Annotated in this window: 8 protein-coding genes; 2 read left to right on the forward strand and 6 right to left on the reverse strand. The window is 63.8% G+C overall.

Features of this window, described 5'->3' with window-relative positions:
* Nucleotides 1–114: 114 nt before the first annotated feature.
* From PQR40_RS33180 to purT, 6 genes are all read right to left on the reverse strand, one after another.
* Nucleotides 115–1,602: a DEAD/DEAH box helicase gene (locus tag PQR40_RS33180; RefSeq protein ID WP_408240032.1), complete on the reverse strand. Its 1,488-nt coding sequence runs from the start codon at nucleotides 1,600–1,602 to the stop codon at nucleotides 115–117.
* Between the two features lie 343 nt (nucleotides 1,603–1,945).
* The gene (locus PQR40_RS33185; protein WP_408389999.1) at nucleotides 1,946–3,382 is read right to left on the reverse strand and encodes an aldehyde dehydrogenase family protein; all 1,437 of its coding nucleotides are present in this window, start codon (nucleotides 3,380–3,382) and stop codon (nucleotides 1,946–1,948) included.
* 177 nt (nucleotides 3,383–3,559) lie between these two features.
* Nucleotides 3,560–5,212, reverse strand: coding sequence for an acetolactate synthase large subunit (locus tag PQR40_RS33190; protein ID WP_408240026.1), 1,653 nt, complete (start codon nucleotides 5,210–5,212; stop codon nucleotides 3,560–3,562).
* Nucleotides 5,213–5,489: 277 nt separating this feature from the next.
* The gene (locus tag PQR40_RS33195) at nucleotides 5,490–5,858 is read right to left on the reverse strand and encodes an MliC family protein (protein WP_408240023.1); all 369 of its coding nucleotides are present in this window, start codon (nucleotides 5,856–5,858) and stop codon (nucleotides 5,490–5,492) included.
* Between the two features lie 148 nt (nucleotides 5,859–6,006).
* Complete coding sequence (locus PQR40_RS33200) at nucleotides 6,007–6,219, reverse strand: DUF6726 family protein (protein ID WP_408240035.1); 213 nt, start codon at nucleotides 6,217–6,219, stop codon at nucleotides 6,007–6,009.
* Between the two features lie 127 nt (nucleotides 6,220–6,346).
* Complete coding sequence (gene purT / locus PQR40_RS33205) at nucleotides 6,347–7,561, reverse strand: formate-dependent phosphoribosylglycinamide formyltransferase (RefSeq protein ID WP_408389997.1); 1,215 nt, start codon at nucleotides 7,559–7,561, stop codon at nucleotides 6,347–6,349.
* Between the two features lie 182 nt (nucleotides 7,562–7,743).
* On the opposite strand from purT, the gene PQR40_RS33210 reads away from it, so the two are divergent.
* Entirely contained in the window at nucleotides 7,744–8,283 is a 540-nt protein-coding gene (locus PQR40_RS33210) for an META domain-containing protein (RefSeq protein WP_408240017.1), read from the forward strand.
* Nucleotides 8,284–8,522: 239 nt separating this feature from the next.
* Nucleotides 8,523–12,398, forward strand: coding sequence for an FtsK/SpoIIIE family DNA translocase (locus PQR40_RS33215; RefSeq protein WP_408510723.1), 3,876 nt, complete (start codon nucleotides 8,523–8,525; stop codon nucleotides 12,396–12,398).
* Nucleotides 12,399–12,423: the final 25 nt, after the last annotated feature.

Consider the following 12,423-nt stretch of genomic DNA (forward strand, 5'->3'; position numbering starts at 1 on the left):
AGTAGGTGCTGCCCCGCACAGGGGCAAACGCTAATAAACCACTAAGAAATCAAGAAAAGGCCAACGCGACAGGCGTACAACCCAAAAACCAAAAACTGAAAACCCAAACAACAATCAGGAAGACGAAGGCAACTTCCTGGGCATCCCAAACCCACCCAGCAGCGCAGCTAAAGGCTGCTTGGAAGCCGACTTCTGCGGAGCAGCAGCAGACGAGGCAGCCGCCTCCTCACCCTTCCGAACAGAAGCCGCCGACGGCTCATAAGGCTTGAGGAAGAAATCATCCACAGGCTGCGCGCGATGATGATGCGGCCGATCGAACGAACCCGAAGACGAAGCCCCCGGACGCCGGCGACCGCCCCGCTCGTCACGGCCCTCTGCACGGCCATCAACGCGCTCACGCCGCGGCGGACGCTCTTCGTGATGATGCCGCACCGGCGTATCCACGGTCAGGTGTTGCACTTCCAAAGGCCGCTTGATCAGTTTCTCGATATCGGCAAGCTGCTTACGCTCATTCGGGCTGCACAGCGACAACGCATCGCCCGACGCGCCAGCGCGCCCAGTGCGCCCGATCCGGTGCACATAGTCTTCCGCATTGAACGGCAGATCGAAATTGATCACAGCGGGCAGTTCGACGATATCCAGACCACGCGCAGCGACGTCAGTCGCCACCAAAGCCTCGATCTCGCCACGTTTGAACGCATCCAGAGCCTGCATCCGTTCATTCTGCGTCCGGTCGCCGTGAATCGCGGTGGCGATCACGCCGTCGCGTTCCAGGCTGCGCGCCAGCCGGCTCGCGCCGATCTTGCTGTTACAGAACACGATCACCTGCTTAAGGCCGCGATCGCGAATCAATTTAACAACAGCGCCGGTCTTGTCGCCCTCGGCAACCTCATAAACGATCTGCGTCACATTGGTCGCAGTCGAATTGCTGCGCGCGACTTCGATCGTCTGCGGGTCGCGCAGATACGTGGCGGCAAGTTTCTTGATTTCGCCCGAGAACGTCGCTGAAAACAGCAGCGTCTGACGTTCCTTCGGCAGCAGGTTCAGGATGCGCTGCAAATCCGGCAGGAAGCCCATGTCGAGCATCCGGTCGGCTTCGTCGAGCACGAGGATCTGCACCTGGCCGAGATTGGCGGTTTTCTGTTGCACGTGATCGAGCAGACGGCCCGGCGTGGCGATCAGAATTTCGACGCCGCGGCGCAACTGCTCAGACTGCGGATTCATATCGACGCCGCCGAACACCACGGCGCTGCGCAGCGCCGTGTGCTTCGCGTACGACTGCACGTTCGCGGCCACCTGGTCGGCCAGTTCGCGGGTCGGCGTAAGGATCAGCGCGCGCACCGGATGACGGGCGGGCGATGCGCTCGTGCTGGCCTGCGGCAGCAAGCGCTGGATGATCGGCAGCGAAAAGCTCGCGGTCTTGCCGGTGCCGGTTTGCGCGGCGCCCATCATGTCCCGGCCGGCCAGCACGACGGGAATCGCCTGCTCCTGGATCGGCGTAGGGATGGTGTAGCCCGATTCTTTGACGGCTTTCAGGATGTCGGGCGCGAGACCGAATTGATCAAAAGTCGCAGTACTGGGCGTGACGGCTGTGTCGGACATGGTGGCTTTCGCTAAAAATGCGCTTGGCGCGGGTGCGCGCGGCAGCGGTCGGAACCGCAGAGGGCATCAGGATGAAGGCGGAGCCACGGCGTTCCGCACGGGACCCGTCAGTATCACGGGAAAAATGCGGCCGGCTCCGGCCGGCGGAAACACCCGCCGGAAAGGCCGGTATTGTAGCACTTCAGCAAAAACACTCATGGCGCATCCGCCGGCTTTCTGCTTACGCAGGCGAAAGCCGGCTGACGGGCGTGCCGCCAAACTTCGGCAAATGGCTGCGAAGCCGCCCAGCGCCTCGCTGGCGAGCGTAGTTCGTTGACACGACAGTTGCGTGACAGCCGGTGCCCTACCACGTCTCGCGCATCACCATCAGGCGCATTTCGGTCATGTCCTCGATCGCGTAGCGCACGCCCTCGCGCCCAAGCCCCGAGTCCTTCACGCCGCCATAAGGCATGTTGTCGACCCGGAACGACGGCACGTCGTTGATCACCACGCCGCCCACTTCGAGCACATCCCATGCACGGTGCGCATGGGCGAGCGAATCGGTGAACACGCCGGCTTGCAGGCCGAAGTCGCTGTCGTTGACGGTTGCCAGAGCGGCTTCGAAATCGTCGAAACGCTCCAGAATCGCCACGGGTCCGAAGGCTTCTTTTCGATACAGATCGGTGTCGCGCTTGACGCCTTCGAGCAGCGTGGCCTCGAACATCGCGCCTTCGACCTTGCCGCCCGCAACAATCTTCGCACCCGTCTGCACGGCGCTTTCCATCCAGCCGGCAAGACGTTTGGACTCGGATTCGGAGATCATCGGCCCGACAAAGGTCTTTTCGTCCTTCGGATCGCCCATGATCAGCGACTTCGTCTTGGCAATCAGCTTCTCACGCAACGCATCATAGACCTTCGCATGCACCAGAATCCGCTGTACGCCAATACAACTCTGCCCCGACTGATAGAACGCGCCGAACGCCAGCCGGTCGACCACGTAATCGAGCTTCTCGCCCTGATCGCCGTCGACGATCGCCGCCGCGTTGCCGCCCAGTTCCAGAATCACCTTCTTTTTGCCAGCCTTTTTCTTCAGTTCCCAGCCCACCGCGGGCGAGCCGGTGAACGAAAGCAGCTTGAAACGCTCGTCGGTGGTGAACAGATCGGCGCCGTCGCGATGCGCGGGAAGGATCGAGAATGCGCCCTTCGGCAAGTCGGTTTCCGCCAGAATTTCGCCCATGATCAAAGCGCCGACCGGCGTGCGGCTGGCCGGTTTCAACACGAACGGCACGCCCGCCGCGATCGCCGGCGCGACCTTGTGCGCGGTCAGGTTCAGCGGAAAATTGAACGGCGAGATAAAGGAGCACGGACCAATCGGCACGCGCTTTACATAGCCGTGATAACCCTTCGCCCGCGGCGAAATCTCCAGATTGATGATCTCGCCGTCAATGCGCACCGACTCCTCAGCCGCCACCTTGAACGTATCGATCAGGCGCGTGACCTCGCCTTTCGAGTCGTTGATCGGCTTGCCGGCTTCGATACACAGCGCGAGCGCCAACTCGTCGTAACGCTCGCGAAAGCGCTTCACGCAATGTTCGAGCACGGCCTGGCGCTTGAACGGCGGGAAGGCGCGCAATGCGGGCATCGCGTCGACGGCATAGCCGATCGCCTTGTCGATCGCCGCCGCGTCTGCCATCGCCACACGGGTCGCCACTTCGCCGCTGAATTTATCCGTGACTTCGAGATCGGTGTTGGCGGCCACCGCAACGTTGGCGAGGTAGTACGGGTAAGTCTTGTTCAACATGACGCGTTCTCCTTGATCCAGTGCCTCATCAGCAGCATGCAACCAGCAAGGGCTGTGCCCCGGCGCGCCGCCTCAGCGGTTTCACCGCCGCTCGCTATCAGCGCGACATCCATGCCTGGTCGGCGCGAATGCGGCCAGCTTCCTGCCCGGCTGTTTCTCGTTGGCGCCCGCCGCCATTCATAGTTGCGCGGAGAGCCGCTTGATCTCGCGATTCAGCACGCGCTCGTTGTCCGAATAGTCGATCGGCAGATCGATCACATGCACGCCCGGCGTCACGAAACATTCGCGCAGCAGCGGCGCGAACTCCGCGGCCGATTCAATGCGATGCCCCTTCGCGCCGTAGCTCTCTGCATACGCGACAAAATCCGGGTTGCTCAGCGTCATGCCGTAGTCCGGGAAGTTCATGTTCTCCTGCTTCCAGCGGATCATGCCAAACGCGTCGTCGCGCAAAATCAGGATCACCAGATCGAGCTTCAGCCGCACCGCCGTCTCCAGCTCCTGAGAATTCATCATGAAACCGCCGTCGCCGCATACAGCCATGACCTTGCGATCCGGGTGCACGATCTTGGTCGCGATCGCCGACGGCAAGCCGGCGCCCATCGACGCCAATGCGTTATCGAGCAGCAGCGAATTCGGTTCGTGCGCGCGGTAGTAGCGCGCGAACCAGATCTTGTACATGCCGTTGTCCAGACACACGATGCCATCCACCGGCGTGGTCTCGTAGACGTCGTTGACGATCCGCACCGGGTACATCGGGAAACGGTCGTCGTGCTGACCTTTGACCAGATGCGCTTCGAAGTGCTGCTTGATCTCCTTGAAGCGCGTGAAGTCCCAGTGTTCCTTCCGCTCCTTGAGACTTTCCTTGAGCTGCCACACCGCGTTGGCGATGTCGCCGACCACTTCGATCTGCGGGAAGTACACCGTATCGACCTCCGCACCGAGAAAGTTGACGTGAATCACCGTCTTCTCGCCCGTGTCACCGCTGCGCATGAAGAACGGCGGCTTCTCAATCACGTCGTGCCCGACATTGATGATGCAATCCGCGTGGTCGATCGCACGATGTACGAAATCGCCGTCGGACAAGGTGGCGTTGCCTAGCCACATCGGGTGCGATTCATCGATCACACCCTTACCCATCTGCGTCGTAAAGAACGGAATGCCGATCTGGTCGACGAATTCGCGCAACATCTTGGTGGTGGTCTTGCGGTTGCCGCCCGCGCCGATCATCAGCAAGGGATGCTTCGCCTTCGTGATCGCCTCGACCGCGCGCGCCACGGCTTTTTCCTCGGCGACAGGACGGCGGCTGAAGCTCTTCGGAATCGGCTTGCCGTCGCCCTCTTCATCCGCAACGTCTTCGGGCAATTCAAGGTGGACGGCGCCGGGACGCTCTTCTTCCGCCTGGCGGACCGCCTCGCGCACTGCGGCCGGGATGTTGGCGATCGATACGATCTGCCGCGTGTACTTGGTGAGCGGCTCCATCATCCGCACCACGTCGACGATCTGGAAATGGCCCTGCTTGCTTGACTTGATCGGCTTTTGCCCGGTCACCATCAGCATCGGCATGCCGCCCAACTGCGCGTATGCGGCAGCGGTCACGAAGTTGGTCGCGCCCGGCCCGAGGGTGGCCAGACACACGCCGGTGCGCCCGGTGAGACGCCCATACGTGGCGGCCATGAAACCGGCCGCCTGCTCGTGACGCGTAAGAATCAGGCGAATTTTCGAGCGGCGCAACGATTCGAGCAGATCGAGATTCTCTTCACCGGGGATGCCGAACACGTACTCGACACCTTCGGCTTCCAGCGATTTGACGAACAGGTCCGATGCTTTCATGGAGGGTCTCGCTTGATGAAACGGACGCGGGCAGCTAGCCCGCCCGTTGAGGTCCGAAAACGTACGATCGAAGACGACGACAGCCACGCGAACCGTGCGCGGGCCGACATAACGGTCACAGCGGGGACAGCAGTAAAAGCGGACACAGCGGATGCCATGCCGGACAGCTTACTACTCGAACGGAAAGGATGTGCGCAGGCGGGCAGCGCCGCACAGCAGAGATAACGGTCAGGTAAGACAGGCGGCGGGGTGTTTGAAGAAAGCCGCCGCATCATGCTCAGCGATTGATGGTGACGCAGTCGGACAGCATCGGCGGGGCGTTCTCGCCATCCGTCGCATCGTACAGGTCGGCGCGTGGACCTTTCGTCCACCAGGTGTAGCTGCCGGCCTGATACTTCGCACCGGAGGCCGATATCGTGTTGACGAACAGCAGTTGCTGGCCCTTTACAGGCACGAGCGCGAAGCTCTGGCCGTTTGCCGTGTTCCAGTAGGTCACTTGCAGAATCTTGCCGGTCGCGCAGGTGTATTTGTGCGTCTGGCGATTCTTCGCCTGAATCTCGGCGAGGTGCAAAGGCGCGGCCCACGCATTGCCGTACAGCGCAGCAAGACCCACCGCCGCAGTGACTGCAACAAGCCATTTCTTCATGAGATGCCTCGATCGTTGTTGCACATCAAGCATGGGGGTGCGCCTTGCGCTGCGACTAGGTTAAACCGCCGGAGTTGCGGCTGGGGCTGCAGTATTGTGCGCATCCGGAACGCTTATGGCCGCACCGTGAGCCCGCGCGGATTGACGCTTATGGATCGATCACGTTGGCGCACGCGTCGGTCGGCGCGGCAGCCACGTGCCCAACCAGCGGCACGATCTTCAAGCCGGCCGAAGCAACCCGGCAAGGCGCGGCGGCGAGGCCGCACCCTGTCATCCCGGCACACAGCGCGAGCAGCACGCCAAGTGCGCCAAAATGGCCCAGCCTTCCAAGCCGCATGTTCTTGCGGGAACCCAGGGTCATACGCACCTCTACTTCAACGAACTTCAATGAGCCGGGTTTCGCGCCCGGCGAGCTTGCGAGGCAAGCGACTGTTTCATTGCGCATCACCGCGCTGCAGGACGACCGGGCGCTCTCTGATACGCGTTACTTACTTCGTGGAAACCGGCCGCACCGCCACCGCGGCCTGCTTCGCGCGCGAGCGGGCCTCCTCGATGGTCTCGCCGGTGGCGAGCGCCACGCCCATGCGGCGTTTGGCAAAGCTCTCCGGCTTGCCGAAGAGCCGCAGATCCGCATTCGGCACAGCCAACGCCGCCGCGACGCCTTCGAAAGCGATACCCGTTTCGTCCAGACCGCCGTAAATCACCGCCGACGCACCCGGCGCCCGCAGCGACGTATCCACCGGCAAGCCGAGAATCGCGCGCGCATGCAGGTCGAACTCCGAGAAGCGTTGCGAGCACAGCGTGACGAGACCCGTATCATGCGGACGCGGACTCACCTCCGAGAACCATACGTCATCGCCGCGCACGAAAAGTTCCACGCCGAAGAGGCCCCTGCCACCCAATGCCGCAGTGACCTTATGCGCCACTTCGCGCGACCGTTCGAGCGCGAGCGGGCTCATCGGCTGCGGCTGCCACGATTCGACGTAGTCGCCCGCCACCTGCACATGGCCGATCGGGTCGCAGAAATACGTGCTGACTTCGCCGCTCGCCGGATCGATTGCGCGCACCGTCAGCTGGGTGATTTCGTATTCGAAGTCGATAAAACCTTCGACGATCACGCGGCCGTGATTCACGCGCCCGCCCGCCATCGCGTGTTGCCAGGCGGGTTCGACATCCGCGTCGCTCTTCAGCACCGACTGCCCCTTGCCCGACGACGACATCACCGGTTTCACCACGCACGGATAGCCGACCTTGGCGATGCCCGCGCGCAGTTCGTCGAGCGAATCGGCGAATGCGTATGGCGAGGTCGGCAGGCCGAGCTCTTCAGCGGCCAGACGGCGGATGCCTTCGCGGTTCATCGTGAGTTGCGTGGCCCGCGCGGTCGGGATCACTTCGGCGAGGCCGTCGGTTTCGATCGCGGCGAGCGCGTCGGTTGCGATGGCTTCGATCTCGGGGACGATCAGATGCGGGCGCTCCTGTTCGACCAGCGCGCGCAAGGCGGCGCGGTCGGTCATGTCGATCACGTGCGAGCGATGCGCGACCTGATGGCCCGGCGCGTTCGGATAACGGTCGACGGCAATCACTTCGACGCCCAGCCGTTGCAGCGCGATGATCACTTCCTTGCCGAGCTCGCCGGCGCCGAGCAGCATGACGCGCGTGGCGGATTCAGAAAGGGGCGTGCCGATCCGTTGGCCGATCTGCATGGGGTCTCCAGAAAAAGTCGGATGAGGGTGGGATTGGGGAGAACACGATGTTAACATGCGCACCCCGATGCGCACCCGATGCGACGCACGTGTTTAAGTCCGCTCTCACGCCGTAGCGCTCGCGTGCGGCGAGCTTAGTGCGTTACCCTTACGCCTTCGCCAGTTTGAAGAGGAACGACGTCATGCTCCAAAGCTCCTCCGCGCGACGTGTTGCGCGCTTCATCCCTTATGCGCGCACGGTCATTGCCGCGTTGAGCGTCGCCGCGCTTTGCAGCGCGTGCGCCATGCCGAAACATCCCGACTCGGAAGCCGCACCGCCCGACCCGTTCAACCCGGCCGCCACCCAGTTGCTCGACGACACCAGCTGGGTGCTCAGCGGCTGGAAACAGGCCGACGGCACGGTGCGAGCGATTCCGTCCGCGGATCAGGGCGCGCCGATCACGCTCGTGCTCTCCACCGACAAAGGCCAGCGCCACGCCAGCGGCTTTTCCGGCTGTAACCGCTACATGGGCTCGTATGCGCTGAAAGACGGCAAGCTGAGCTTCGGCACGCTGGGCGGCACGCGCATGGCATGCATGACGCCGGGCGGACAGATCGAAGGGGCGTATCTCAACGCGCTGACGCACATCGACCGCACCGGCGTGCAGATGCGCGCGCCGCAGCAGATGCAACTGGTGCTCGACAACGGCGATACGCTGACGTTCGACAGCAGCGCGAAGTGACACATAGGCGGCTCGATCCGCGGGCAGACAAGCGGATGGCCCGCAGCAGCCAATGCTGTCCGCATGGCGCGCACGGGCTATCGTAGCAGCCGTTGTTTTTCACCGACGGCAGGCCGCGCACCGGCCTGCTTTCCCATCTGGACGCAAGCATACTTGCGTCTGCCTTCGAAGCATCGGGCTTCCCCGGTTAAACTCGACGGATTGCGTTCTTGCGCGTCCGTCATTCGTTGATGTCTAGCATGCACACGGTAGTTTTCGGCTGGTTCGGCGGGTCAGCCGTCTGGTTCATTCCTCTTTTGTGGCGCCTCGTGAAGTCGGTGCTGCCAGGCGGCGCAGGTTTGCGCGGCCCCGGCACGATCCGCCTTTGGCTCGGCTTCGTCTGCGTGATGGTGGCGAGCTGTACCCTGGAGGCGTCGCTGATCGGCGCGGCTGGCGTGAATGGCGTCGGCCATGCGCTGGCGGCGGGATTCGGTCATCTGCTCGGGCATATCGGCACGCCACTCGCGGCGCTCGCCCTCCTCGTGATCAGCCTGCCCTGGCTGATCGACTTCCGCTGGAGCGACGTCGCCGTGTGGGCCGACGGTGCATTCGGCCTCGGCCTGTCGCGCGGCCTCGCCAAACGCGACGAGGAAGCGCGCCGCCATCGCAGCGTCGACGACGGTTTGCCGTCGCACGTTTCACCGTCCACCAATACGATGGCGCCTAAAAGCAATGGGCGTTACGCGCGCCCGACCGTCTGGCGGCCGCCGGCGAGCGGTCGCGGCGCGGCTGCGGCTGGCGGTGCGGCCGGTGCTACTACGCCCAGGGACGCAGCGGCGCGTGGCGCCGGGGCGAGCTGGCGCGCAGGCGTGGTAAAGACGCGCAGCCAGGCCGCACAAGCGGAGTCGGTGCTGCACACGTCAGCCGGGACGCCACCGCGCCAGGCGCCGCGGCAAGTGCCAACGCAGGCACAGACGCCGACGCACTCGCTGAACGCGGACAAGGCTGCATGGATGCCGGCCGAACCGGTTGCGCCGGCCGGATGGTTGCGTGAACCGGCAACGGCGCCGCGCGCGACCACCTCTGCTGCCGGTTTGGCGGCGGGATCGGCAACAATAGCGACGTCGGCTCGCGATGGTGCGTCACAGGTTGGCCGACGCTCTGCCGGCGAGCAACGTCCGCTGGGATCGTTGGCGACCGGCTCGGGCATCGCGAGTGTGGCGGGTGTCGCGGGTGCCGTCGCCGCTTCGGCCGCGGCGGCACAAGCGGCGCCCGTCACGGCGGCAGCGCGGCCGGTGTCAGGCTTGGCCACCGGTCCGGCGACACCTGCCTCGGCTGGCGCGGGCCGTCCGTCGACGACGCAAAGTTCAGCCGCTGGAGGATTTCAAGGAAGTCGTTCTACGACGGCCCAGCAACCGTTCTCGCCCGCTTCGCGCGTGAACGCCAACGTCACGCCGGCGCAGCCAGCGCGGCGTCCGACTTCGTTCAACTCACCGGCACCCAGTTATACCCGGCCCATGGCCACCGCGCAGAAAGTCACGCCGCCGGCCAGCGTCCAGGAGACGCTTCGCAGCATCGCGGAAAACGCCGCACGCTGGACCGACATTGCCGGCGTCAGCCTCGCGCGCAGCAGCGGCGCGGAAAACACGATGGTCACGACTCCGTTGAGCACCGAGCCGCCGGTCGGGGCTGGGCAGTCGGGCATGGCTCCGTCGCGTGCAAGCGACCTTGAAATGGCCGCGGTGCCGGACGTAAGCACGCCTTTGCATGATGTTGCCGAGGCCGCGCTGGAACATAGGCCGGCGCAGTCGCCAGTCGAAACGCCACGAATCGAAGCCGCGTTCGAGGTGCCGGTCGAGGCGCAAATCGAGGAAGGCGCCGAGCCCGTCGTGCAATGGCCGATTGAGCCACCGATCATTCAAACACCGTTGGTCGCGGCATCGGCATCGGCACCAGCAGACGCACCGGCGGAGGCGTTGGCGCAACCTGAAGCAGAAGCATGGGCGAAGGCGTCAGCAGAAGCTGAGACACCAGCCCCAGCCCCAGCCCCAGCCACGCAGTATGCGACACCGGTGCCCACGCCCACGCCGTTTCAAATCTTCGCGACCCAGTTGCAGGCGAGTGGCGCGCAAACGGACTTGCCACCATTCGTCGAAGACGAACCGACGCAATTCGCGAATCAGAGCAGCAATAGCAATGCAAACGCATCGGCTGAGCGCGTGCAGCCGATCGCTCAGGCTGCTGCGGTGTCTGATGCTGCCAGCATCGCCGCTCCCGCAGAAACGGCGCGCGCCGAAACTTTGCGCAACGAGCAAGCGCAGCCGTTCGCTCAGCCTGCGGTGTCTTCGCAAGTTGTAGCGTCGCACATGACTTCTACTGCTGATACGGCGGACGTAACGCACGGAGTCAGCATCATCGCTCCGGGCGAAGCCGTGCCGATGCAGCGTGCCACGCCGCCATGGCACGTCGCGAGCGCGAGCGAAGCTACCGCTCAAGCCGTACCATCCGCAGCCCGCGTCGCAATCGAACCGCCCGAGCCGTCGGAGCCGCCCGAGCCTGCGGAACCCACAGAACCTGCAGAAGCCATCGTCCAGCACGCGCCGCTGCGCGGCCACAGCCCAGCCAACGGCTTCGAATTCCGCGCGCCCGCGGCATCGATGGTCGAATTGCCGACCCTCGACCTGCTCGCGCTCGCCGACACCGACGTCGAACCCGTTTCAGAAGAAAAGCTCATCGAAACCGGTCTGCTGATCGAGCAGCGTCTGCAGGAATTCAAGGTGCCGGTGACTGTGGTCGGTCATTCGGCCGGTCCGGTCATCACGCGCTTCGAAGTCGAGCCGGCACTCGGCGTGCGCGGCAGTCAGATCGTCGGCCTGATGAAGGACTTGTCGCGCGGCCTCGGTCTCACGTCGATTCGCGTGGTCGAGACGATTCCCGGCAAAACCTGCATGGGTCTCGAATTGCCGAATGCCAAGCGGCAAACGATCCGCCTGTCCGAAATTATCGAAGCAAGCGTCTATCAGAACTCACATTCGCAGTTGACGCTGGCGATGGGCAAGGACATCACCGGACATCCGGTGGTCGCCGATCTGGCGAAGGCACCGCACATGCTGGTGGCAGGCACGACGGGGTCGGGCAAGTCGGTGGCGATCAATGCCATGATCTGTTCGCTGCTCTTCAAGGCGACGCCTGAAGAAGTGCGGCTCATCATGATCGACCCGAAGATGCTGGAGCTGTCGGTATACGAAGGCATTCCGCATCTGCTCGCGCCGGTCGTCACCGATATGAAGCTGGCCGCCAACGCGCTGAACTGGTGCGTCGGCGAAATGGAAAAGCGCTATCGGCTCATGTCCGCGGTCGGCGTGCGCAACCTGGCCGGCTTCAACCAGAAGATTCGCGATACGGAAGCCAAGGGCAAGAAGCTCGGCAACCCATTCTCGCTGACGCCGGAAGCACCCGAACCGCTCGCGCCGCTGCCGCTGATCGTGGTGGTGATCGACGAGTTGGCCGACCTGATGATGGTCGCCGGCAAGAAAATCGAAGAGCTGATCGCGCGTCTCGCGCAGAAGGCACGCGCCGCCGGCATCCACCTGATTCTGGCGACGCAGCGTCCGTCCGTGGACGTGATCACCGGCCTCATCAAGGCGAACATTCCGACGCGCGTGGCATTCCAGGTGTCGTCGAAAATCGACTCGCGCACGATTCTCGATCAGATGGGCGCCGAATCGCTGCTCGGCCAGGGCGATATGCTGTTCCTGCCGCCGGGCACGGGTTACCCGCAGCGCGTGCACGGTGCCTTCGTCGCCGACGAGGAAGTGCATCGGATCGTCGAGTACCTGAAGCAGTTCGGCGAACCGCAATACGAAGAAGGCATTCTCGACGGTCCGGCCACCGAAGGTGCGTCGCCCGACCTGTTCGGCGACACACCGGATGCCGAAGCCGATCCGCTTTACGACGAAGCCGTTGCCTTCGTGGTGCGCACGCGGCGCGCGTCGATCTCGTCGGTGCAGCGGCAATTGCGTATCGGATATAACCGCGCGGCACGCCTTGTCGAGCAGATGGAAACAGCGGGCCTGGTGTCGGCAATGGGCATCAACGGCAGCCGTGAAGTGCTCGCGCCGGGACCGGCGGAATAAACACGACGGGCCTACAAAAGCCTGC

Source organism: Paraburkholderia sediminicola (genome assembly GCF_046026855.1).
In the GTDB taxonomy this organism is placed as follows: domain Bacteria; phylum Pseudomonadota; class Gammaproteobacteria; order Burkholderiales; family Burkholderiaceae; genus Paraburkholderia; species Paraburkholderia sediminicola_A.

Coding starts and splice junctions, on each gene's coding strand:
- PQR40_RS33180 (WP_408240032.1), bottom strand. CDS start 1,602: ATGTCCGACACAGCCGTCACGCCCAGTACTGCGACTTTTGATCAATTC.
- PQR40_RS33185 (WP_408389999.1), bottom strand. CDS start 3,382: ATGTTGAACAAGACTTACCCGTACTACCTCGCCAACGTTGCGGTGGCC.
- PQR40_RS33190 (WP_408240026.1), bottom strand. CDS start 5,212: ATGAAAGCATCGGACCTGTTCGTCAAATCGCTGGAAGCCGAAGGTGTC.
- PQR40_RS33195 (WP_408240023.1), bottom strand. CDS start 5,858: ATGAAGAAATGGCTTGTTGCAGTCACTGCGGCGGTGGGTCTTGCTGCG.
- PQR40_RS33200 (WP_408240035.1), bottom strand. CDS start 6,219: ATGACCCTGGGTTCCCGCAAGAACATGCGGCTTGGAAGGCTGGGCCAT.
- purT (WP_408389997.1), bottom strand. CDS start 7,561: ATGCAGATCGGCCAACGGATCGGCACGCCCCTTTCTGAATCCGCCACG.
- PQR40_RS33210 (WP_408240017.1), top strand. CDS start 7,744: ATGCTCCAAAGCTCCTCCGCGCGACGTGTTGCGCGCTTCATCCCTTAT.
- PQR40_RS33215 (WP_408510723.1), top strand. CDS start 8,523: ATGCACACGGTAGTTTTCGGCTGGTTCGGCGGGTCAGCCGTCTGGTTC.